This window comes from Kitasatospora sp. NPDC023385 (genome assembly GCF_055664045.1).
In genome coordinates this window covers 210,698-231,172 of record NZ_JBVOOL010000006.1, presented here as the reverse complement: position 1 = coordinate 231,172, position 20,475 = coordinate 210,698, and the positions used below count along the sequence as shown (strand labels likewise).

Sequence of the window (20,475 nt, the reverse complement as noted above, 5' to 3'; positions counted from 1 at the left end):
GTGGGCAAATTGTTCAGATCGGCGACTAGGAAGGTGGATGGATGACCAGCGCTATCGGCCGTCTCGGGGAACTGATGGGCGATCCCGGCCGCGAGCCCGCGCGAGTTGATTGGACAGAGGCTGTCGGGAGGTTCGGTGTCCAGCTGCCGTCGGACTTCCGAGAGCTAGTGGAACGGTACGGCCGCGTCCAGTACTACGGTGACCTCCTCGTGGTGGCGCCATCTCTCGGATCCGGCGTCCCGGTTGGGGAACAGTTCGAGGGCCTCCAGCAGTTCAACAAGGACGTCGGGGAGATGCTTGAGGAGTGGTACGGGTGGGTTCCCGAGTTCGGCCGTCCGTACGAACCGTTTCCGGCGAGGGGTGGCCTGCTCGCGTGGGCCAACAACACTACGTCCGACTATTTTTGCTGGGACACCTCAGCCGAAGAGCCCGACCGATGGCCAGTCGTGGTGTGGCGCTTCGGCATCAGCGAGATGAACTGTTTTGACGGCGGCATGGCCGAATTCCTCGCCGCCGTCCTGACGGGCGAATTCCCCGATGCGGACGAACTGATCGACCGCTCCATGGGCCCCGACATGTGGCGGTCACTGTCGCCCTGAACGGGCGGTCCAGTGCAGCGGGCTGGTGGGGGGTGGGGGGGCAGCCCGGGCTGGGAAGCGGCTCGGAGGAGGGTCCATCCGCAGACCGGCGAGCCGAGGAGCTGACACCACCGTGTTCGGCGGTCGGCTTCGGCCGCCGAACACGGTGAGGGCCACCAGGGCCAGGCGTCGGACGGGAGGAACGGGTAGACGACGATGGTGATGCTGCCTGACGCATTCGATATCAGCAGGCTCCTGGAGCTCATGCCCCCGGAGGAGGGGGCCGGCGAGTCCGGTGACTGGGCGGCGGCCGAGACGGCGTGGGGATTCCGGTTCCCGCGCGACTACACCGAGTTCATCACCCGGTGCGGGAAGGGGGAGATCGACCGCTCCCTGACCGTCTTCGCCCCCGAGGAACTGCTGCCCCCGAACGCCCCGGGGACCGGCGTGCGCGGCATGACGGAGGAGGCATGCTGGCTCTTCGAGGAGGACGGCGAACCCGCCGTCGAGGTGCGCTCCGCCGAACAGATCGTCGCCTGGGGTAGCTCCTGCACCGCCGACACCCTCGGCTCGCTGACCGTCGGCGACGACCCCGACGCCTGGCCGGCCCTGGTCCTCGGCCGCAACGGCGGCGTGCCCCTGCTCTTCGACATGGGGATGGCCCGGTTCCTCCACGGGGTGCTCTCCGGCGGAATCACCCCGAGCCCCATCGGCGCCGTCGTCACCTGGGGCGAGCAGCCGCCCCGCTTCGTCCACCGGCGGCTCCGCCGGTGGGTTCAGGGCCGGTGCGTGGTGATGGTGATCGGGTGGGCGGTCCAGTCGGTCATACCGCCGACGTAGAGGGTGGCGCTCCAACTGCCGCCCCGGGCGAGGCAGTAGGCGACGCCGCTACCGCCGCCCGGGCCGATGCAGCAGCGGATGAAGTCGCGGTGGGCCTCGCGGACGGGGAGGTCGCGGACGTGTTCCCACAGGACGGGCAGCGCGTGGTCGAGGCTGGGGAAGACGGCGGGCGCCATGATGCCGGTGATCCCGGCCCGGACGACGGCGGTCACGCGGCGGCCTCCTCGGGGGCGATGTGACACCAGACGAACTTGCCGATGCCGCCCTCGCGCGGCGAGCACCCCCAACTCCGGGCCAACTCGCGGACGAGGAGCAGGCCCCGGCCGCTCTCGGCGCAGACGGGGGCGTCGAGGAGCGTGGGCTTCTCGCTGTCGGCGTCGTGCACTTCGATGCGCAGGGTGTCGTCCGGGGCGAGCCGGAAGTGGACGTGGATCAGGCGGTCGCGCGGGACGTGGGTGTGCTGGACGGCGTTGGTGACCAGCTCACTGACGAGCAACTCACCGGTGGGGAGCAGGGCTTCCGTGCCGGGGTGGCCGGCGAGAAAGCCGCGCAGCTCCCGGCGGGCCACGCCGGGGGACTTCCGGTGCCGGGGGAGCCGGCAGGTGTGTTCGGTGGGGGAGGGGGAGTCGGTTTCAGGCATGGCGGGGCCACCTCCGGAGTGTGCGGGGTGAAGACGGCGAAGGAAGGCATGGGAATGCCCGGTGATGAGCCCGCCATGATCACTTTTAGTGGAGGAGCGGACTACGGTGAGTAGCATGCTCCTGGAAGCTTCTATGTTGCAAGTCATCACTTTGGAAGCCGAGTGCAATTGTTGTCGAAGGCGAGATGGGGGCAGACTGGCTGATCACCGAAGAGGGGAGGTCGCGGGCTGTGCCCACGAACAGGAATCCAACGGTCCGTCAGCGTCGGTTGGCTCGAACGCTCAAGGAGCTGCGGACCGGTGCCAACCGGACGATGGCTCAAGCCGCCCGTCATCTGGCGTGCGCCGAGAGTAAGATCAGCCGCATCGAGGCCGCCCAGTCCGGCATTCGGTTGGTGGACCTCCGGCTGTTGCTCGACCTGTACGGAGTGACGGATCCGGAGGCCCGAGGTCGTCTGGAAGTCCTGTCGCGCGAGGGTCGTCTTCGTGGGTGGTGGGATCGCTACTCGGAAACCCTGTCGCCGCACTACGCCGACTACATCGCGCTGGAAGCCGATGCCTCGGACATGTACAGCATCCAGACGTTCTTGGTGCCGGGGATCTTGCAGACCGAGGACTACACCAGGGCGGTCGTGAGGGCGCAGATAGAGGATGCGACGCCCGACCAGATCGAGACCCTGACGAAGGTCCGTCAGGAGCGTCGCTCAGTCCTCACCCGGGACCTGCCGCTGCGGGTGTGGGCCGTGATCTCGGAGTCCGCACTGAGGCATCAGGTCGGTGGTCCGGTGGTGATGCGTGAGCAACTTCTCTTCTTGGCAGCCTCTGCCGAGCGCCCCAACATCAACGTCCAGATTCTGCCTGAGGCGTCGGAGGTCCACGCGGCGCTCTTCGGGCCGGTCACCATCCTCTGTTTTCCGGAGACTGCTGAGACGGACGTGGTGTACGTCGACAGCCTCCTGAGCACTCTGTACCTTGAGGAGCCGGGCGAAGTCTTCAAGTACACCCACCTGTTCCGCCGCGCGCTGGCGGAGTCGCTTCCCCGCAATGAATCGATCGCGCTCATCGAGCGCATGGCGAGTGAGAAGGTCCAGGGATCGTGAGCGAGTTCTCGCCGTACGGCGCTGAAGGGCTTGAGTGGCGGAAGTCCTCGTTCTCCGGTGCACAGAGCGAATGTGTGGAGATGGCCAGTGGTGTGACCGGTGTCGTGCCGGTGCGGGACTCGAAGGATCCGGGCGGGCCGACCCTCGTGTTCGCGGCCGATGCCTGGTCGTCGTTCCTAGCCGGGGTCAAGGGCGGGGAGTTCCCGGTCGGCTGAGCGCACCAGGGGCGCCCCGCCCGGTGTCCGTGCGGGGCCCCTTCGTCCTCCCCGGGGCCGGCCCGGGGGGCGGGAGGCGGTCGCTCGTCAGGAAGGCGGCCGTTGAGCCCGGCTGGCAGTCTCGACACGATCGCTCGGGGTATGGCAGGAGTACTGAACTCCGGGCAAGAGATGGGTGGGTCATGACCGGCGAGTGGTACAAGAGCAGCTACAGCGCCCAGGCGAACGAGTGTGTGGAGGCCCGGCAGTCGGTGTTGAGTGGCATGGCCGTCCGGGACTCGAAGGACCCGGCCGGGCCGGCCCTGCTCTTCCCCGCCGATGCCTGGTCCTCATTCCTCGCCGGGGTCAAGGGCGGGGAGCTCCCGGTCGGCTGAACGCAACAGGGTTGCCCCGCACGGGCTGTGGCCGTGCGGGGAACCTTCGTCCTCCCCCGGGCCGGCTCAGGGACGGGCGGTCGCCCGTCAGGAGGGCGGCCGTTGAGTCCGGCTGACAGTCTCGACGTGATCGCTCGGGGTATGGCAGGAGTACTGAACTCCGGGCAAGAGATGGGTGAGTCATGACCGGCGAGTGGCACAAGAGCACATACAGCGGGCAGGGCGGGAACTGCATCGAGACACAGGCCAGGCCTATGGCGGCGGCGGTTCGGGACTCCAAGGATCCCGAAGGTCCCGTCCTGCTCTTCCCGGCCGATGCCTGGTCTTCGTTCCTCGCGGGGGTCAAGGGCGGGGAGTTCACCGTCGGCTGACCTGTATCAGGGGCCCCGCCCGGCGCGATCGCGTGCGGGGCACCCCTGGCTGTTCGGGGCGCGGACCAATCGGTGCGGCCGAAAGCTCTCCCGACCACCGTGGGTGGCGCACGGTCGGGGCGAGTGGTTCAGCGGGGTGTGGCGGGTGGATTGGTCGGGCCGACGGGTATGGCCGGGCCGAGCGGGTGGCAGCCGTCCCAGGAGGCGATCTGGCCCTGCGGGCAGGAGGCGGGGACAGGCGGCAAGGTGGGCACCGGCCTCGGCGGGATGGTCCAGTCGGGTGAGGGTTTCGCGGCGGGGGACGCCGGTTGTTTCCGGGTGGGCGATGCCGGGGCCGGAGTGGCGGGCGACGGGGCAGCTGTGGGGCGGGACCGGGCCGGCTGGGTGGCGGCCGGGGCCTCGGGCGTGGCGGTGGCACCGGCACCGGCCGCGGGTCCGTCCGTCGTCGGTGCGGCCGCGGGCGTCTCGGTAGGTGCAGGTGCAGGTGCCGGTGCTGGTGCCTCGGCGGACGGCGAAGCCGACGGGGAAGCCGACGGGGACGGGGCCGAGGTGGCTGCGGAGTCGGGCGCCGCCGGGGCCGGCGACCCCGCCAGTAGGAGCGTCCCGCCGATCCCGGTCACGCCCAGCACGCACACCCCGGCCGCCACGGCGAGGGTCCGCCGACGCCGCGTCATCCTGCCTTCCTCGGCCCTGTCTCCGGGGCCGCCGTCGGTTGTCTTCTGCACTCTTCCTCGTCCGTCCGTGTGGTCATGCCTTTGAGCTGCGCGGATGCTACACGAGGTGTCAGGACCGGCAGGTACGTCACCCCTACCGATATGTGACTGATTCGCCCCCCACCCCCCGCGCCCTACCGTCGGAGACGTCAGCAGGAACCACCCGCCCGCCGCGAAACCCCAGGAGCAGCCATGACCGCCTACGCGATCGCCCAGGTCCACTCGGTCGAGTTCGGTCCCGACATCGTCGAGTACCTGGAGTGCATCGACGCCACCCTCGACCCCTTCGACGGCCGCTTCATCGTCCACGGCGGCCCGTACGAGACGGTGGATGGCCGTTGGGGGGCGGGCGGCACGATCGTCATCGAGTTCCCCGACTTCGAGCGGGCCCGCGCCTGGTGGGACTCGCCCGCCTACCGGGAGATCCTGCCGCTGCGCACCCGGCACATGACCGCCGACATCATCCTGATCGAGGGCGTGCCGGCCGGCTACCGCGGTGCCGACTCGCTCAAGCACTGAGGCCGTTACGGCAGCGGACTACGGCAACGGGCCGACGGCAACGGGCCGACGGCAACGGCCTGCGGCAACGGGCCGCGGCAACGGCCTACGGCCGCACCCGCTCGCGCCACCACGCCACCGTCGCCGCGACCTGCTCCTCCACCGGCGTCGCCCGCACCGCGAACGCCGCCTCGTAGGCGGAGGAGTCCACCACGAACGGGCGGTCGAACTGGTAACGGGTCTCGCGCAGTTCGCGCAGCAGCGGGGAGAACAGCCCGGCCGCGCTCAGCAGGACGGGCGGCAGGCGGCGCACCGCGACCGGGCCGGTGCCGGACTCGGCGGCGAGCAGGCCGACCATGGCGCGCGCCGACGCGGCGGGGGCGGTGGGCACGTGCCAGGCCCGGCCCCAGGCCCGCTCCTCGCCCGCGACCTCGGCCAACGCCCGGGCCACGTCCGGCAGGTAGGTCCAGCTGTGCGGGGCGTCCGGGTCGCCGAGCACCGAGACGGGGCGGCCCTTCAGCAGGCCGGGCATCGCCCGGGAGGCCAGGTGGCCGCCGTCGGTGACGCCGGGGCCGAAGAAGTCGGAGGCACGCACCTCCACGGCCCGGATCCGTCCGGCCTCGTGCAGGGCGCGGGCCTGTTCCCAGGCCGCCGCCCGTACCCGCCCCTTGGGGCCGGTGGCGGCGAGCGGCAGGTCTTCGGTGATCGGGCGGTTCGGGTCCGCCTGGGGCCCGTAGCCGTACAGGTTGCCAAGCATGACGAGTACGGCGCCGCTCTCCTCGGCCGCCGTGCACAGGGAGGAGGCGAGGGCGGGCCAGCGGTCGGCCCACTGCGGCAGGGGCGGCGCGGCGCAGCCGTGGATGGCGGCGGCGCCGCGGGCGGCCGCTGCCAGCGCGGCGGGGTCGCTCGCGTCGAGGGCGAGGTGTTCGACGCCGGGGGAGACACCGGGGGAGCTGTGCTGGGCGGGGCGTCCGGAGCGGGTGACGACCCGGACCTCCTGGCCTTGTCCGGCCAGCAGGCGGGCGGTGGCGGCCCCGGCGGGCCCGTGTCCGACGACGAGATGGAAGCTCATCCGCCCCACCCTAGCCGGGCCCGGGCGGGAGCAACGTGCCGTCAAGACCGGCGAACCTCCGCGCGATCCGCTCGCGTTCCCGGGCCGCGTTGCTGCCGTCGAGCTGCCCTGCGAAGGCGCGCCGGGCCGCCTCGACCAGTTCGGGCGGCACGTCGGGGCGGGCCATCTCGCTCGCCCACAGCGCGTCGTCGGTCTCGACGTCCAGGCCCAGGCAGCTGGGCACCCCGCGCCCGGCCAGGGTGCCGGCCAGCACCGCCTCGAAGACGGCCCGCAGCTGTTCCTCCTCCGCCACGCCTCAGTCCTCCCCGCCGCTGTCGCTGGAACTCCTGCGCCGGCTGCGCAGGACGCCGCGCAGGAGCCTCCCGCTACGGACCGTGAGAGCGGCGGCCACCCGCGTCCAGGGCGGCCCGCCCCGGTCGGCCCACACCACGCACCCGCACCCGGCGACGACCAGCACCAGGACCCCGATCAGCACCGCACCGACCACCACGGCCACCTGCCCTTCCTCCGCACGGTCCCCGTACGTTCCCGTACGTTCCCCTACGTCTGACGTGCGGATCCTTCTCCCCGGTTCGGCCGCGAACCCCGCGGCTGTGCCAGGATGCCATTGCCGATCGTCCTGGTCGCCGCACGCAGTTGCGACCGCAGTTGCGACCGCAGCTGCCACCGCACGCGGCCGCCACCGCGCCAGCCGTACCCGAGGAGTCCTCCGTGCCCACTGCCCGGTTCGCCACCCTGCACACCACCGCGGGCCCGATCCGCCTGGAGCTGTTCCCGTTCCACGCGCCGAAGACGGTCCGCAACTTCGTCGAACTCGCCGAGGGCACCCGGGAGTACACCGACCCGCGTACCGGCGAGCCGGGCAGCGGCCCGTACTACGACGGCACGCTCTTCCACCGGGTGATCGCGGGCTTCATGATCCAGGGCGGCGACCCGACCGGCACCGGCACGGGCGGCCCGGGCTACGCCTTCGCGGACGAGTTCCACCCGGAGCTGTTCTTCACCAAGCCCTACCTGCTCGCGATGGCCAACTCCGGCCCGGGCACCAACGGTTCGCAGTTCTTCATCACGGTCGGCACCCCGGCTCACCTCAACCGCAAGCACACCATCTTCGGGCAGGTCGCCGACGCGGCCTCCAAGGCCGTGGTGGACGCGATCGCCGCCGCCCCGACCGAGGGCGACCGCCCGGTGGAGGGCGTGGTGGTCACCACGGTGGAGATCACCCACTCATGACCCCCGGGCCGGCGGTCTTCCCGCCCTTCCCGATCCGCGGCGTGCAGGCCCGCTACGTCCGCCAGTCCGGCTGTCCCTGTGACGTCGCGATCGTCACCGTGGACTTCGAGCCCTGGGAGGAGGGCGTGCACCTGGAGGTGGCCCCGGACGCCACGGTGCGCGGCGACTCCGACCCGCACTACCTGGCGCTGTTCCACGCGGCGCTGGCGGAGGGGGTGCGCGAGGAGCTGGCCGAGCGGGCGCCGGGGCGGCCGGTGGCACTGGCGGTGGTGGTGCACTTCACCGTCGTACACGAGGTGGACTCGCGCGAGCACTCCTTCCGGATGGCCGGGCGCCTGGCCGCGCGCGAGGCCCTGGCCCGGGAGGGCGGCGGGGCCGGCGGCGCCGGGGAAGAGGACGGCCGCCGCCCGGTGGAATCCGGGCGGCGGCCGAAGAAGTGACGAGTCGTCAGGGTCAGGTGGTGAAGGTCGGGCTGGTGTCGGCGATGTAGAGCGTGGCGCCGGCGATGGGGTCCGAGCTGAGCGGGACGGTGATGGTGTCGTCGGCCGTCCACGGGATGCGGTGGGCGTCGAAGGTCCAGGTGCCGGTGACCTTGCGGGCGACCTTGGTCGGCGTCACCCAGCCGTACTGCTGGGGCGGGACGGTCACGCTGTTGTTGACGCTCCTCGACCCGTGCCACTCGTTGGTGTAGTGCAGGGTGCAGGGCAGTTTCAAAGTCCGGACGTTCAAGGGTATTTGCTGGTCACGGCGTGGGGACGGTGTGCGCGAGGGCTGCCCCGAACGCATCGAGGCTCCCGTTGTGGACGGATAGCCTGAACCGTTGCCTTTCCCCGAAAACGTAGTGTCCCCCCGCCGGATCAAGCGGGGGGACGCGCCGTTCAGGTGGTAGAGGTCAGGCTACTTCGGGCAGGTCACGGCACCCATGACGATGCCGCTGAAGGCACCGGTCATCATGCCGATGGCCACTCCGGGGGGACCGCCCAGGAGGCCCATGACACCTGAGCTGACGATGTTGGTACCGATCTTCGCGGCCATGCACTTGTCGTGCGCGTCGCTGCTCTGGGAGGCGGGCGCGGCCTTGAAGGACGCCGCCGCCATCATCCGGACGCTCTTCTCGGCGGCGGCGGAGCTGGCGGGGTTGCCGTCGCCCAGGGAGAAGGTCGGGGGTGAGATGGTGCCGGTGACGGTGTCGCCGGTGACGCCTTCGATGGTCTGGGTGACGGTGGCGCCGTCCACCGCGAGATCGGCCTTGTGGATGACACCGCTGGTGTCCGTGACGGTGCCGGGCATGACCGTCGCAATCGTGGCGCCGTCGGCGTCACTGACCTTGACGCCGCCCTTGACGGCGGTCAGCTTGCCGCCTTTGGGCACGTCCATGACGGCCGACGCGGTCTTCGCGATGGCGGTGGGCTTGACGTCAGCGCTGGTGGTGCCGCTACCGGGAGGGGTCTCACTGGTGTGGGCGACATACATCGTCGAGCCGGCCGTCGAGTTGATGACCGGGACCGTGACGGTCGCGTCGGTCGTCCACGGCTGGTTGTCGGTGTCGAACGTCCAGGTACCGGTGACCTTCTTGCCCACGGCCGCGAAGTCGACCCAGGCGTAATTCTTGGAAGGGACGTCCACGGCGATGCCGTTGATCGTCGACTCGTCCGAGGTGTACGTCTGCGTCGCGGTCAGCTGGTTGCTGATCATCGCCTGGACCGGGGCAGAGACCCCGACCGAGGACGACAGACCGACCGAGTACGACTGTGCCCAGCCGGAGTGGTAGATCGTGGTGAAAATCTGCTTCATGGTGGAGCTGGTGTCGTTGTACCAGACCGACGAGGCGGGCTGGCGGGGCAGGACTTCGGGCTGCCCTTCGGACTTCTGTGTCCACGAGCAAGTGGTGGTCTTCTTCGCGCACAGGTCTGCGTAGTAGTCGAGGGCGAGGCTTTTCGCTTCGGCGGCCTTCGACGCGGGGATCGTCCATTCCTGGCTCTGGCTGCCGTTGCAGGCGTTGGGCTGGGCGAGGATGCCCCACAGGTGGAGGCCTCCACGGTTGTCCATGCAGTACTCGGTGCCGCTGGAGTCGTCGCGGCGGACGATGCCGAAGGCGTTGGGCTTGCCGTCGACGGGGCGGAAGTGCCACTGCTGGCCGTCCTGGCCGCAGGACTGCTGTACGGCGGGCTGGGAGGCGTAGATGCACTTCCCGGAGGAGGTGTTGGCGATGTTGAACTGGCCGGGGGCGCTGAGCTTGATCAGCCGCCAGTTCGTGTAGTTGGTGCCGTCGGGGGTGACGGAGATCTGGTTTGTGTCGTTGTTGCCCGTCGCGTTGAGGGTGCCGTCGGTGTTGGCGAAGGTGTAGCCGTCGGTCGTCGCGGCACTGGCTGGGGTGGCGGCGAGGGCGGGCACGAGGAGGGTCAGGGCGACGGCCGACGTGGTGAGGAACTTCGCGGCTGTTTTTATGGTTTTGTTCATGATCGCTTTCTGTGTTCGTCGGGGTGGGCGGAGGGGTGCTTACGGCGCGGCGGCGAAGGCCGCTTCCAGGCGCGGGACGTAGTCCACGAGGTCCTGCGCCCAGCAGCCGGGGGTGTGGCCGCCGTGGCAGTCGGCGCCCCAGCCGGTGCCGTCGCCGTAGTCGACGTAGTGGTAGGGCAGCTTGAGGGCGTCCAGGCGGTCCTTGACGCGCTTGGCGGTGCCCTCGGCCCAGAACTCCATGTCGGCGGGGCTGCCGTTGCCGTTGCCGGTGTAGACGGCGATGCCGGTGTGGGCGAGTGCGCCGAGCCGGGAGGCCGGGTCGGCGGCGTTCCAGCGCCAGTCGGCGTTGAACACGGGGTACGGGGTGCCGAAGACGGCGTCGCTGGAGACGCTGGGTCCGAAGTCCAGGCCGCAGGGGTGGCCGTCGCTGGGGCCGCACAGCACGGTGCCGACGTTGGTCAGCATGGCGACGACGGCGCCGCGCAGGATCATCTCGTCGGTGGACAGGTCGTTGGCGCCGGACATGGTGAGGACCTGGCCGAACAGCTCGGGGCGGTCCTGGGCGTAGTGCAGGGCGCCGAAGCCGCCCATGGACAGGCCGCCGACGGCCCGGTGGGCGCGGTCGGTGCGGGTGCGCAGGTTGGCGTCGACGAACGGGAGGACCTGGTTCAGGTGGAAGGTCTCCCAGTTCTGCGCGCCGGCGGCGGTGCCCTGGTCGAGCCAGTCGGTGTACCAGCCGCGCAGGCCGCCGTCCGGGATGACCGTGATCATCGACTGCGCGGCGGTCAGGGCGGGGTAGGCCAGTGCCGGGTCGCTCGGGTTGTCCGAGGCGCCGTGCAGGAAGTACAGCACGGGGTAGCGCCGGTCCGGGTGCTGCGCGTAGTCGGCGGGCAGCAGGATCCGGATGGTGTGCTGCCCGGCGACCTGCGGGGTGGTGACGGTGATGACGAAGTTGGTGGCGCTGCCGGTGGCAGCGCCGACCTGGGTGAGTCCGAAGCCGTCCGTCAGCGGCGGCGGCCCGGCGGGGTCGGCGGGCCCGGCGCCCGCGGCACCCGGCGCGGGTGACGGGACGGCGGCGGCAGGCGCGGGGACGGCGGACGCTGCGGGCGCGGCGAGCAGGAGCAGGCCGGCGGCCAGGGCGGCGACGGCCGTACGGGCGCGCCGCAGCCGGGCGGGCAGGGGCCGGGCTGGGGTCATGGGTCGTCCTCGGCCTTCGACGGGTTGTCCTGGCGGGGTGTCCCGCAGGGGTCCTGGCGGGTGGTGTCGCAGGTGTGTCGCAGGTGTCCTGACGGTCCGTCTCACCCTGACTGTCTGAACACCGACAACTCTCGCCACACGGACCGCCCCCGCGCCAGAGCCCCCGGCGGCGCACCTGGGCCACTGGCGCATGTGCGTCACCCGCGCGGGTAGGCTCCCCCGGCCCGGTACGACCGGGCGACGGGGGATGCGATGACGGGGGGAGCGTCGTGCACGACGTACTGGATCCGGACTCCGAACGCGGCCGCGTCTACCGCTGCCTGGTCGGTCGACCACGGGCCCGCGTGGCGGACCTGGCGCACGGCGCCGGCCTGGACGAGGACACCGTCCTGGCCGTGCTGCGGGACCTCGCGGACGAGGGCGTCGCGGTGGCCTTCGACACCGCCGACACCGCCGACGACCGCGACCACGCCTGGGAGGCACTGCCACCCGGCCGGGTGGTCGAGGCGGTCCTGCAGCGCGACGCGCTGCGCCAGGCCACCGCCCGCCGGGCCGGCGCCGAACTCGAACGCCTCTACCGCTTCGCCCGGCGCGACAGCGGCAGCTACGGCGCGCTGGAGGTGGTCGAGAACCCCGCCGAGGTGCTCGCCGCCAGCCGCCGCCTGCAACTGGCCGCCCGCCACCAGGTCCGGGTCATCGACGTGCCGCCGTACTCCGGCAACCAGGCCCACTACGCCGACCAGGAGGTACTGCAGCGCCGCCGGATGGCCGCCGGCGTCGCCTACCGCGCGATCTACCGGGGCTGCGCCTTCCAGGACCCGGTCGCCGGGCCCAACATGGCGCGCATGGTCGAGGCGGGGGAGCAGGCCCGCACCCTGGACGAGCCGCCGCTCAAGCTCGCCATCGGCGACGACGACCTCGCCATCGTCACCCTGCCCGCCGACGACCGACCCGGCGTCGTCTCCCTGCTGATCCGCCCCTCCAGCCTGCTGCAGGCCATGACCGCCGTCTTCGAGACCCTGTGGCGCCTGGCCGTCCCGGCCAGCGTGGCCGACGTCGACCTGCGCATCGACGAACGCGACCGGCGCATCCTCACCCTGATGGCCGGCGGCGCCACCGACGACGCCATCGCCCGCCGCCTGGGCCTGGGCCGGCGCACCGTGGTGCGCCGCGTCTCCGTCCTCCTCGCCCACCTGGGCGCCACCACCCGCTTCCAGGCCGGTGTCCAGGCGGCCCGCCGCGGGTGGCTGTGAGACGCGCCGCCGACTGCGGCGCGGGGGCGTGTCACGCGGCGGCCGTGCCACGTGGTCCGGCGTGCCAAGCGGGCGGGGCCGCGGGGCGGTGTGCCCCGCGGCCCCGCCGCTTCGGTGGTGCCGGGTGACGCGGGCTCAGCAGGTGCCGGCCGGGCGGTCGCGGACCACCAGGTCGGTGCGGCCGGTGGTGGCGTCCAGCCAGAGCACCCGGGTGCCCCGGTCGGCGGCGGCCGCGGACTGGCTGCCGCGGTTGCAGGACAGGCGCTGCGGGGCGCCGCCGGACAGCGGCACCTGCCACAGCTTGGGCAGGGCGGCGTTGGTCCAGGCCCCGGTGGGCGCGCCGGGGCTGACCTCGTAGGTGACGGCCTGGTCGGAGGCGGCCAGGACGGCGCCGCCCGACGGGGCGCCGGGGGAGCCGGCGGGCAGCACGTCGACGATGCCGGAGCCGTCCAGGGCGCCGGAGCGGATCGCGCCGGAGCGGACCGTGCCGGAGCGGACCGTGCCGGACGTGGCGGCGGCGGGGACGTCCACCCACAGCAGGCGTCCGCCGGCCAGCCGGGTGGCGGAGGCCGTGGAGTCCGGGTCGGCGCCGGCCGGGGCGTGCGCGGTGTACTGGGCGGTGACCTTCCCGGCGGCGACGGAGTAGACGGTCGGCGCGGTCACCTGCCGCCCGCCGTCCTGCCAGGTCTCGGTCCAGGCGAGGACGCCGTCGCGCAGGGTGAGGCCGGAGAGGCCGTGGCCGTCGGGCAGCGGCAGTTCGACCGCCGCACCGCCGTCGTGGGACAGTCGCGCCCGGGTGCGGCCGGCGTCGGTGACGGTGAAGGCGATGTCGCCACCGGAGATCTGCACCTCGCCCAGCTGCTGCCGGTCGGTGCGCAGGAGGCTGCGCACCGGCCCGGCGCCGTTGAGCGGGGCGGTCAGCACCTCCTGGCCCCAGCCGTGGGCGTCGGTGCCCACCGCCACCCACGCCGCGTTGGCGCCGTCGGTGGCCGCCCAGCTGTGGTAGCGCCCGTCGGCGGGGCTGAGCCGCACCGGTGCGTCGTGGCCGCCGACGGTGCCGGCGTACAGCCCCGGCTCCTTGCCGGCGGGGCCGTCGGCCAGTACCACCCAGTGCCCGTTCGCGGCGGCGGGGGCGGCCATCGAGCTGGTCACCGACTGCGCCAGGGTGCGGCTGTCCGTGCCGAGCCGGCGCTGCCAGCCGGCCTTGATCCCGTGGGCGTCGAACGCGGCGGCCACCGCGCGCAGTTGGCGCCGGTCCAGGCCCTGGTCGCGGCCGGCGGCGAGCACCGCGTCCCGGCCGGCGACGAAGTCGTCCGCGGGGGTGAGGTAGTCGGCGAGCGCGTGGTAGACGACCCGGTCGGCGGCGAGCGGGTCGATGCTGCGCCGGATGTCCCACAGTGCGCCGCTGAAGATGGTGGAGTTGAGGTGCACTCCGCCCCGGTCGACGCTGGAGGTGCCCAGGTAGTCGTCCACGGTGGTGCGGTGGTCGTCCAGGCGGCGGGTGGCGCAGGCCTGCGGGGTGCCGGTGCGGCACAGGCCCTCGCCCAGCAGCGGGGCGGTGGGGTCGTCCATGGCCAGGCCCCGGGCGGTGACCTCGATGGCGTTGCCGAAGTAGTCGGCGATGCCTTCGTCCATGGCGCCGGACTGGCCGAGGGAGAGCAGCTTGGCGGTGTGCTGGATCACGCCGTGGGTCATCTCGTGCCCGGCCACGTCCAGGGCGGCGGAGAACGGGTACGTGCCCGGCCCCGAGCCGTAGACCATCTTGCTGCCGTCCCAGAACGCGTTCGGGTACGGGGCGCCGTTGCCGGTCACGTTGACCACCGAGGTGATCGCCCCGCCCTGCCCGTCCAGGCCGTCGCGGCCGAGCCGCAGGCGGTAGAAGTCGTCCACGATCCCGGCGTTGACGTGGGCGTCGGTGGCGCCGTCGGCCCCGGTGGCGGCGGGGAAGTCGGGGGTGGGGGAGGAGGCGGGGGCGAGGTCGGCCGGGACGGGCATGCCCTCGAAGTCGCCCACGTCGCGCCCGGCGGCGTCGTAGGTGGTGATGACGGAGCGCCGGGTGAGGTCGGTGAGCTGGTAACTGCCGTCCGCCCGCCGGGCGATGTTCACCGCGCCGGTGCGCCCGTGGGCGTCGGGGGCGGTGCCGGTGGCGGGCTGCAGCCCGTCGGCGGGGGCGGCGGTGGCCGGAGCGGCGGTGGCCTTGCCGGTGACGCCCTGGTCGCCGGCCGGGGCCGGGGCCGGGGCCGGGGTGCGGGCGTCGTAGGTGAGGGCGGCGACGCCGGTGGTGGCGTCGACGTACACCTCCCGGGTGGTGCCGCCCGCCTTGGCGTGCACGGTGTAGTGCTCGGTCAGGCGGCCGGGGCCGCCGGGCAGGATCACCGGGCCGTGGTCCTCGGCGGTGGCGGTGGCGGAAGAGGCCGAGGCGGTGCCCGGGGCGCCGGTCTGCGGGTCGGCGAGCGCGGCGAGCGCCGCCCGGTGCAGGGCCTCGGCCGGCACGGTGGCGGTGGTGGGGGCGCTCAGCCCGGTGAAGTAGTGCCCGCCCGCCGACTGGACCTGCTGCCCGGCGCCCTGGCCGGACAGGTGCACCAGGTACTGGCCGCCGAGTACGGGGATCCCGCCGTGGCGCTGCTCGAACCTGACGGTGCGCCGGCTGTCGGGGCCCTCGGTGGAGCCGAGTTCGGCCAGCTCGCCGGTGTCGATGCGGTAGCGGTCGGGGTGGGCCGCGAGGTGGGCCAGGGCGGCCCGGGCCGGATCGCCGGGGGCGGGTTCGGACAGGCCGGTCACCAGCTGCGGGGCGGCGGTGTCCTGCCCGGCCACCAGGGCCGGCACCGGGTCGGTGTCCGGCCCGGGGGTGCCCGGCGCCGGGGCGGCCAGGGCGGGCGGCACGGCCAGCGCCAGCGCCGTCACGGCGGCGGCACCGAGGGCTAACGTGCGGGCGGTCTGGGGGAGTCGGGGCACGGCGGTCCTCTCACGCGTGGGACAGGAAGCGCGACGGCACGGCGGCCGGCGCACCGCCCACAATAAGCAGTCAAACAACATATGTCGACTGACTGCTTATTGTTGGTCGGGGTGCCGCCAGGGCCCTCAAGGCCGCCCGGCCCGCCGTGCCCTGCGGGCGTCCCCGAGCAGCCAGCCGCCCAGGGACACCGCGCCGGCCAGCGAGAACAGGGCCGGCACGCCGAACACCGGGACCGACCCCCAGGCCGGCCGGCCCGTGGACACCCGCCCGTTGTCCTCCAGCCACACCCGCGCCGCCTTCCCCTCCGGGTACGGCCCCTCCGGGCGCTCCACGCTGAACTCCCGTCCGTCGACGCTCCAGCGGAACGTGCAGGCGTACGTCTTGTCGCCCAGGCCGCCGCCCTCCACCGGCACCTGGCCCGTCACCCGGCAGTGCGTCACGGTGGCCGCCACGCTGCGCGGCTCGTGCACCAGGGACCGGACGGTCAGGGCGACCTGCGCCGCCAGGAACACCGTGACCAGCGCGCACAGCAGGAACCCCGCCACCCGCACACCGGTGCCCGCGAACCCGCCCCCCGCGCCCTCGCGTCGCAGCGGCACCGAGGCGGCCAGAGCGGTTGCCGCCGCCACGGCGCACACCCACGGCAGGGGCCCGGCCACCGGATCGTCCTGCGACCACGCCCACACCGCCGCCCCGCCCGCCGCGGTCAGCACCGCCACCGCCGCCACCGTCGTCGCCACGGCCGCCGCCCACCACCGCCCGTGCTCCGCGTCCGTCACGCCGCCGCCCTCCCCCGTCGTCCGCCGGCCCCGCCCAGCCCCGCCGATCCTCCTACCGCCCGGGAGGCCGCCCACACCCCGCGGCCGGATTCCTGCCCGAGCGGTGACAAGGCCGCGGCATCGTCACGTGCCTGACGGCCCCGCCGGCCGGGCCCGCTGCCTCCTTCGCTCCCCATTGCGGTTAGATCACGACGTGTCCGATTCATCGAACATTGGGTGAGAGTGTGGTGATTGATTTTTTTGGCAGCGGTGTCGACGGACTCTCATAATTCCTGCTGACACGCGTGACGGACGGTTCGGAGCACCCGCTGGGGTCGTGGTCCCCCATGGAGGGCCCGCGCGTGAGAATCCGCATTCTTCCCTGGGGGAGTCCCTTGCCCGAGCCCGAGAACGAGAGCGCCGCCGCCGGACCTCCGGCACCGGCCCAGCCGCCCGCGCCCGCCCTCGCGCCCGTTCCCGCGGCTGCCCTCGTGCCGGGGCTGGAGCCGGACGCGGCCCTCGTGCCGGAACCGGACGCCGCGCCGCAGCCGGCCCCGCGACGCCTGCCGCGCGCCGTCGGCGTCGCGCTGGCCACCGCCGGCCTGCTCGCCGTCACGGCGGCCAGCGCCGCGGTGACCGTCGCCGTCGGCAAGCCCGACGCCCGCCCGGCCACCGCCCCCGTGGCCGCCGCGTCCCCGAAGGCGAGCGCGGGCGCCGGCGCGAGTGCCTCCCCGACGGCCGAGGCCGTCCCGCTGCCGACCGCCGTCCCCGCCGAGCCGGCCCCGGCCAGCACCGTCAAGGGCACCGTCAACGGCAGCAAGCACGAGGGCGACCTGCGCTTCTTCCTGCTCCCGATCCCCGCCGGCGGCGAGTCGTACGGGCCCGCGGACGGGATGACCATGACCGACGACGACGTCGCCGCCCTCTTCGGCAAGCAGGACGGCATCAAGGGCATCCTCGCCTCCTACGGCTACAAGGACGGCGCCACCCGGACGTACCGGACCGCCGACGGCAAGGCCGAAGTGACCGTCACCCTGCTGCACCTCGGCTCCGCCGCGATGGCCGGCGACTTCGTCAAGGGCTACACGCTCACCTCGCAGGACCCGATCGACATCGACGGCGTGCCCGGCGCCCACGGCTACCTCAAGAAGCCCAAGCAGCAGGCGTACACCGGCTCGATGACCGGCATCGCCAGCCAGGGCGACGTCCAGTACACGGTCGACGTCGATGTGAAGGGGACGCCGGACAAGGCGCTGCTGAGCGAGCTGATGAAGCGCCAGCGCGACTGGCTCGCCTCGGGCGGCTGAGCCCGCACCGCCGCCGCAGCAGCGGCCGCCGCGGCCGCCGCTGCGCCGCCCGTTCTCCGACGCCACCTTGCTTCCTTCCCCTCCTCCTCTGGAGCCACTGCCGTGACCACCGAACCCGCGGAGCCGGTGCCCGCTGCGCCAGCCGAGCCCGCTGTGCCCGCCGCGCCCGCCGTTCCGCCGCCGCCCCCGATGCCGCCCGCCGCTGAGCAGCCGGCCGCTGAGCAGCCGTCCGTCGAGCAGCCGTCCGCCGACCCGTCGGCCGTCCTGCCGCCCGCCGAGCCCGGCGACCTGCTGGAGGCCGGCCCCGCCCGCGAACCCCGCGCCCCGCGCCGCCCCCGCCCGGTGCGGCTGGCGGCGTACGCCCTGGTGCTGGGCACCCTGGCCGGCGGCGGCGTCGGCTACGCCGTGCAGGCGCAGCGCCCGCCGACGCCGCTGCCGCCGCTGCAGGTCGCGCACCCGTCCTACCCGGCCGAGGCGGTCGACCCGGTGGCCCTCGCCGCCGAGCAGCCCGCCCCGCTGGCCATCGACGGTGACCTGACCAAGCTGCTGATCACCGCCCCCGAGGGCAGCACCGCCTGGTCCGAGTACCCGGACAAGCCGAGCTGGGTCTCGGTCGGCGAGATCTCCGAGCGCAGCGGCGAGTCGGCGACCTTCAAGTTCAAGGACCTCATCTCGCGCGGCTTCCGGCGCGCGGCCGAGGTCGACTGGAAGAAGGACGACGTCCGCTACAGCGTCTCGCTGGTGCAGTTCGCAGCGGAGGACGCCGACCAGGCGAAATCCTTCACCGGGGAGCCCTTCGCCGACGACGGCGCCAACGGCGGCTACACGGTGGAGAGTTCGCCCCGGCACTGGGCCGACAGCGCCGAGCCGTACTACTACGGGCAGGCCGTCGCCAAGCGCGGCTCGCTGCAGATGACCGTCGAGGTCTTCGCCACCAAGCCGGTGGACGCCGGCACCCTCAAGGACCTCGCCAAGCGGCAGTGGGAGCGGCTGGTATGAACGACGACACCGTGACCGTGGACCCGGCCGCCACCGCGCCCGACGCCGGCTCCGCGCCCGACGCCGGCTCCGCGCCCGACCCGGCCACCGCGCCCGGGGCCGCCGCGGCACCCGCGCCCGACCCCGGCTCCCGCCGCCTGCTGCGCGCGGGCGCCGCGACGGCCGCGGCCGCCCTGGTCGGCGTGGCCATCGGCGTCGGCATCATCAAGACCCAGTACGACGACCCCGCGCCGGCCACCGCCGCCGCCCCCACCGCCGGGCCCGCCCCGACGGCGACCGCCACCCCGTTCGGCGCCAAGTCCAACGGCAGCCACTTCGGTTCACTGCGCGACCTGCTGGTGCCCGTCCCGGCCGGCTACCAGCTCGGCCCGGACGACGGCGCCTACGGCAACGACACCGAGCTGAACGGCGAGCAGCTGTCCGCCGAACTGGACGCCGAACTCCAGCAGATCCCCAAGGACAAGCGCGACAAGCTCCGCTCCTACTGGGAGGGCCTGCACGTCAAGGCCACCGGTGTGCGCACCTACCGCTCCAGCGGGGACGACCTGGTGATCGGCCTGAAGCTGCGCCAGTTCAACCAGCAGGAAGTGCAGCGGATCAACGAGTACACCGCGGTCTTCACCGGCGACACCGGCCTCTTCCGGATCGGCCCGAGCATCCCCGGCCACCCCGAGGCGCACTGCTACCTGATGCCGGCGCCGCCGTCCGCGCCGATCGACTACCTGGAGTGCTCGGCCGCCGAGGGCGACCTCCTGGTCGTCATGAACACCGAGGGCGTGGCGCCGCTGCCCAAGGACAGGATCGTCGCCCTCTTCACCCTGCAGCTCGACCGCCTCGCCCGCCCGGGAGCGTCCGTATGACCGACCACGCCACCCCGCCGCAGTCCCAGTCGGCGGAGGCCATCGGCGCCGTCGAGGCCGTCGACGCCGTCGACGCCGTTGGGGCACCCGAGTTCGCCGAGACGCTCGCCGCGTCCCCCGAGCCCGCCGTGTCCCCCGAGCCCGCCGTTTCCCCCGAGGCACTCGCGGAGCAGCAGGCCCGCCGGGCCCGCCGCCGCAAGGCCGCGATCCGCTGGAGCTGCGCCGCCCTGGTGTTCGCCCTCGCCGGCACCGGCACCGCCCTGGCCGTCACCGCGCCCGAGCGCACCGACCTCCCCGGCCTGGCCACCGCGAGCGACGGCCGCTACACCTTCCCGCCGCTGGCGCTGCCGCCCCTGCCCTCGGGCAAGGCCGCCCCGAGCGGCAAGGGTAAGTCCCTGCACTACGCGGACCTGCGCCACCTGCTGCTGCCCGCCCCCAAGGAGGCCGGCGGCTCCGTGACCGCGCCGACCTTCCCGGCCCCCAAGGCGAGCCCCACCGCCTCGGGATCCCCGACGGCCTCCCCGACGGCTTCACCGACGGCCTCACCGACGCCGCCCTCGAGCGCGGCGCCGACGGGATCCCCGGCGCCCGGCGCCCCGGCCACCGCCGACTGGGTGCCCTGCGACGCGATCCTCGCCGAGCAGCAGGACCCGGCCAAGCTGCGCGAACTCCTCCTGGAGGACGCCTGCCGCGCGGCCACCGTCCGGGAGTGGACGGCCTCCGACGGCACCCGCACCCAGATCCGGCTGCTGCGCTTCGGCTCCGTCCACGAGTCCTGGGACGCCTTCTCCTCCCTGCGTTCCAAGGGCCGCACCAAGGCCGCCCCGGACACCAAGACCACCGCCCACCAGGACTGGGACAGCGTCGACGGCGTCGAGCTGACCGCCCTGGAGTCCACCGCGAACGGGCCCAAGGGCACCCCCACCGCCCGCGTCGCCTACCTCTCCGCCTCCGACATCCTCGCCGTCATCACCATGACCAACCCCCACGGCGTCCCCACCTCGCCGTTCCGCCAGGTCGTCACCCTCCAGTCCGACCTGCTGGCCTGACC

General features: G+C 73.3%; 24 protein-coding genes. 14 read left to right on the top strand and 10 right to left on the bottom strand.

All coding sequences use genetic code 11. The annotated features are described in order from the left end of the window. Positions 1-41 precede the first annotated feature (41 nt). Together AC0B61_RS12640 and AC0B61_RS12635 are read left to right on the top strand one after the other, a co-directional pair. Positions 42-599 (top strand): SMI1/KNR4 family protein, encoded by a 558-nt coding sequence (locus AC0B61_RS12640; RefSeq protein ID WP_471740647.1) that lies wholly within the window; start codon positions 42-44, stop codon positions 597-599. A 201-nt stretch (positions 600-800) separates the two neighbouring features. Further along, the gene (locus AC0B61_RS12635; RefSeq protein ID WP_471740646.1) at positions 801-1,418 is read left to right on the top strand and encodes an SMI1/KNR4 family protein; all 618 of its coding nucleotides are present in this window, start codon (positions 801-803) and stop codon (positions 1,416-1,418) included. On the opposite strand, the gene AC0B61_RS12630 is transcribed toward AC0B61_RS12635, so the two are convergent. Together AC0B61_RS12630 and AC0B61_RS12625 are read right to left on the bottom strand one after the other, a co-directional pair. Further along, positions 1,355-1,630 (bottom strand): hypothetical protein, encoded by a 276-nt coding sequence (locus tag AC0B61_RS12630; RefSeq protein WP_471740645.1) that lies wholly within the window; start codon positions 1,628-1,630, stop codon positions 1,355-1,357. The genes AC0B61_RS12635 and AC0B61_RS12630 overlap by 64 nt on opposite strands. Then, positions 1,627-2,058 carry an ATP-binding protein gene (locus AC0B61_RS12625; protein WP_471740644.1) on the bottom strand — a complete coding sequence of 144 codons (432 nt, stop codon included), beginning with the start codon at positions 2,056-2,058 and terminating at the stop codon, positions 1,627-1,629. Before AC0B61_RS12625 ends, AC0B61_RS12630 begins: the two co-directional genes overlap by 4 nt. Before the next feature lie 230 nt (positions 2,059-2,288). Here AC0B61_RS12625 and AC0B61_RS12620 point away from each other — a divergent pair, with 230 nt between their 5' ends. The 5 genes from AC0B61_RS12620 to AC0B61_RS12600 all read left to right on the top strand — a co-directional run bounded on the left by AC0B61_RS12620 (position 2,289) and on the right by AC0B61_RS12600 (position 5,350). Next, positions 2,289-3,158 (top strand): helix-turn-helix domain-containing protein, encoded by an 870-nt coding sequence (locus AC0B61_RS12620; RefSeq protein WP_471740643.1) that lies wholly within the window; start codon positions 2,289-2,291, stop codon positions 3,156-3,158. Further along, complete coding sequence (locus tag AC0B61_RS12615; protein ID WP_471740642.1) at positions 3,155-3,373, top strand: DUF397 domain-containing protein; 219 nt, start codon at positions 3,155-3,157, stop codon at positions 3,371-3,373. The genes AC0B61_RS12620 and AC0B61_RS12615 overlap by 4 nt, the downstream gene beginning before the upstream one ends. Before the next feature lie 182 nt (positions 3,374-3,555). Beyond that, positions 3,556-3,747 carry a DUF397 domain-containing protein gene (locus AC0B61_RS12610; protein WP_471740641.1) on the top strand — a complete coding sequence of 64 codons (192 nt, stop codon included), beginning with the start codon at positions 3,556-3,558 and terminating at the stop codon, positions 3,745-3,747. A gap of 182 nt (positions 3,748-3,929) precedes the next feature. Next, on the top strand, positions 3,930-4,118 hold the full coding sequence (locus AC0B61_RS12605) for a DUF397 domain-containing protein (RefSeq protein WP_471740640.1): 189 nt from the start codon (positions 3,930-3,932) through the stop codon (positions 4,116-4,118). Between the two features lie 905 nt (positions 4,119-5,023). Further along, on the top strand, positions 5,024-5,350 hold the full coding sequence (locus tag AC0B61_RS12600; RefSeq protein WP_471740639.1) for a DUF1330 domain-containing protein: 327 nt from the start codon (positions 5,024-5,026) through the stop codon (positions 5,348-5,350). A gap of 85 nt (positions 5,351-5,435) precedes the next feature. Here the strand turns inward: AC0B61_RS12600 and AC0B61_RS12595 are convergent, their stop codons facing one another. Genes AC0B61_RS12595 through AC0B61_RS12585 form a run of 3 tightly spaced genes read right to left on the bottom strand, consistent with a single transcriptional unit; the run spans position 5,436 to position 6,897 of the window. Beyond that, a complete protein-coding gene (locus AC0B61_RS12595) occupies positions 5,436-6,401 on the bottom strand; it encodes an NAD-dependent epimerase/dehydratase family protein (protein WP_471740638.1) in 966 nt (321 codons plus the stop codon). 10 nt (positions 6,402-6,411) lie between these two features. Continuing rightward, on the bottom strand, positions 6,412-6,693 hold the full coding sequence (locus AC0B61_RS12590) for a hypothetical protein (protein ID WP_471740637.1): 282 nt from the start codon (positions 6,691-6,693) through the stop codon (positions 6,412-6,414). 3 nt (positions 6,694-6,696) lie between these two features. Continuing rightward, entirely contained in the window at positions 6,697-6,897 is a 201-nt protein-coding gene (locus AC0B61_RS12585) for a hypothetical protein (protein WP_471740636.1), read from the bottom strand. A 215-nt stretch (positions 6,898-7,112) separates the two neighbouring features. Between AC0B61_RS12585 and AC0B61_RS12580 the strand changes: the two genes are divergently transcribed. Together AC0B61_RS12580 and AC0B61_RS12575 are read left to right on the top strand one after the other, a co-directional pair. After that, entirely contained in the window at positions 7,113-7,634 is a 522-nt protein-coding gene (locus AC0B61_RS12580) for a peptidylprolyl isomerase (RefSeq protein ID WP_471740635.1), read from the top strand. Then, the gene (locus AC0B61_RS12575; RefSeq protein WP_471740634.1) at positions 7,631-8,074 is read left to right on the top strand and encodes a hypothetical protein; all 444 of its coding nucleotides are present in this window, start codon (positions 7,631-7,633) and stop codon (positions 8,072-8,074) included. Before AC0B61_RS12580 ends, AC0B61_RS12575 begins: the two co-directional genes overlap by 4 nt. Before the next feature lie 13 nt (positions 8,075-8,087). On the opposite strand, the gene AC0B61_RS12570 is transcribed toward AC0B61_RS12575, so the two are convergent. The 3 genes from AC0B61_RS12570 to AC0B61_RS12560 form a co-directional block, all read right to left on the bottom strand. Next, positions 8,088-8,363, bottom strand: a complete 276-nt coding sequence (locus tag AC0B61_RS12570; protein WP_471740633.1) for a hypothetical protein — start codon at positions 8,361-8,363, stop codon at positions 8,088-8,090. A gap of 168 nt (positions 8,364-8,531) precedes the next feature. Continuing rightward, positions 8,532-10,094: a hypothetical protein gene (locus tag AC0B61_RS12565; protein ID WP_471740632.1), complete on the bottom strand. Its 1,563-nt coding sequence runs from the start codon at positions 10,092-10,094 to the stop codon at positions 8,532-8,534. A gap of 39 nt (positions 10,095-10,133) precedes the next feature. Next, a complete protein-coding gene (locus AC0B61_RS12560; protein ID WP_471740631.1) occupies positions 10,134-11,291 on the bottom strand; it encodes an alpha/beta hydrolase in 1,158 nt (385 codons plus the stop codon). A gap of 269 nt (positions 11,292-11,560) precedes the next feature. On the opposite strand from AC0B61_RS12560, the gene AC0B61_RS12555 reads away from it, so the two are divergent. Further along, positions 11,561-12,544: a hypothetical protein gene (locus tag AC0B61_RS12555; RefSeq protein ID WP_471740630.1), complete on the top strand. Its 984-nt coding sequence runs from the start codon at positions 11,561-11,563 to the stop codon at positions 12,542-12,544. A gap of 135 nt (positions 12,545-12,679) precedes the next feature. Here AC0B61_RS12555 and AC0B61_RS12550 read toward each other — a convergent pair whose 3' ends face one another. Both AC0B61_RS12550 and AC0B61_RS12545 read right to left on the bottom strand, forming a co-directional pair. Beyond that, a complete protein-coding gene (locus AC0B61_RS12550; RefSeq protein WP_471740629.1) occupies positions 12,680-15,448 on the bottom strand; it encodes a M4 family metallopeptidase in 2,769 nt (922 codons plus the stop codon). A gap of 177 nt (positions 15,449-15,625) precedes the next feature. Further along, a complete protein-coding gene (locus tag AC0B61_RS12545; RefSeq protein WP_471740628.1) occupies positions 15,626-16,279 on the bottom strand; it encodes a hypothetical protein in 654 nt (217 codons plus the stop codon). Positions 16,280-16,653: 374 nt separating this feature from the next. Here AC0B61_RS12545 and AC0B61_RS12540 point away from each other — a divergent pair, with 374 nt between their 5' ends. The 4 genes from AC0B61_RS12540 to AC0B61_RS12525 all read left to right on the top strand — a co-directional run bounded on the left by AC0B61_RS12540 (position 16,654) and on the right by AC0B61_RS12525 (position 20,473). Continuing rightward, on the top strand, positions 16,654-17,565 hold the full coding sequence (locus AC0B61_RS12540; protein ID WP_471740627.1) for a hypothetical protein: 912 nt from the start codon (positions 16,654-16,656) through the stop codon (positions 17,563-17,565). A gap of 102 nt (positions 17,566-17,667) precedes the next feature. Beyond that, a complete protein-coding gene (locus AC0B61_RS12535) occupies positions 17,668-18,564 on the top strand; it encodes a hypothetical protein (protein WP_471740626.1) in 897 nt (298 codons plus the stop codon). Next, positions 18,561-19,424: a hypothetical protein gene (locus tag AC0B61_RS12530; RefSeq protein WP_471740625.1), complete on the top strand. Its 864-nt coding sequence runs from the start codon at positions 18,561-18,563 to the stop codon at positions 19,422-19,424. The genes AC0B61_RS12535 and AC0B61_RS12530 overlap by 4 nt, the downstream gene beginning before the upstream one ends. Next, entirely contained in the window at positions 19,421-20,473 is a 1,053-nt protein-coding gene (locus AC0B61_RS12525; protein ID WP_471740624.1) for a hypothetical protein, read from the top strand. The genes AC0B61_RS12530 and AC0B61_RS12525 overlap by 4 nt, the downstream gene beginning before the upstream one ends. Positions 20,474-20,475: the final 2 nt, after the last annotated feature.

Excerpts from the sequence above, each read along its gene's own strand:
- AC0B61_RS12640 (WP_471740647.1), top strand. The coding sequence starts at position 42 with ATGACCAGCGCTATCGGCCGTCTCGGGGAACTGATGGGCGATCCCGGC.
- AC0B61_RS12635 (WP_471740646.1), top strand. The coding sequence starts at position 801 with ATGCTGCCTGACGCATTCGATATCAGCAGGCTCCTGGAGCTCATGCCC.
- AC0B61_RS12625 (WP_471740644.1), bottom strand. The coding sequence starts at position 2,058 with ATGCCTGAAACCGACTCCCCCTCCCCCACCGAACACACCTGCCGGCTC.
- AC0B61_RS12610 (WP_471740641.1), top strand. The coding sequence starts at position 3,556 with ATGACCGGCGAGTGGTACAAGAGCAGCTACAGCGCCCAGGCGAACGAG.
- AC0B61_RS12605 (WP_471740640.1), top strand. The coding sequence starts at position 3,930 with ATGACCGGCGAGTGGCACAAGAGCACATACAGCGGGCAGGGCGGGAAC.
- AC0B61_RS12600 (WP_471740639.1), top strand. The coding sequence starts at position 5,024 with ATGACCGCCTACGCGATCGCCCAGGTCCACTCGGTCGAGTTCGGTCCC.
- AC0B61_RS12595 (WP_471740638.1), bottom strand. The coding sequence starts at position 6,401 with ATGAGCTTCCATCTCGTCGTCGGACACGGGCCCGCCGGGGCCGCCACC.
- AC0B61_RS12575 (WP_471740634.1), top strand. The coding sequence starts at position 7,631 with ATGACCCCCGGGCCGGCGGTCTTCCCGCCCTTCCCGATCCGCGGCGTG.
- AC0B61_RS12565 (WP_471740632.1), bottom strand. The coding sequence starts at position 10,094 with ATGAACAAAACCATAAAAACAGCCGCGAAGTTCCTCACCACGTCGGCC.
- AC0B61_RS12560 (WP_471740631.1), bottom strand. The coding sequence starts at position 11,291 with ATGACCCCAGCCCGGCCCCTGCCCGCCCGGCTGCGGCGCGCCCGTACG.
- AC0B61_RS12530 (WP_471740625.1), top strand. The coding sequence starts at position 18,561 with ATGAACGACGACACCGTGACCGTGGACCCGGCCGCCACCGCGCCCGAC.
- AC0B61_RS12525 (WP_471740624.1), top strand. The coding sequence starts at position 19,421 with ATGACCGACCACGCCACCCCGCCGCAGTCCCAGTCGGCGGAGGCCATC.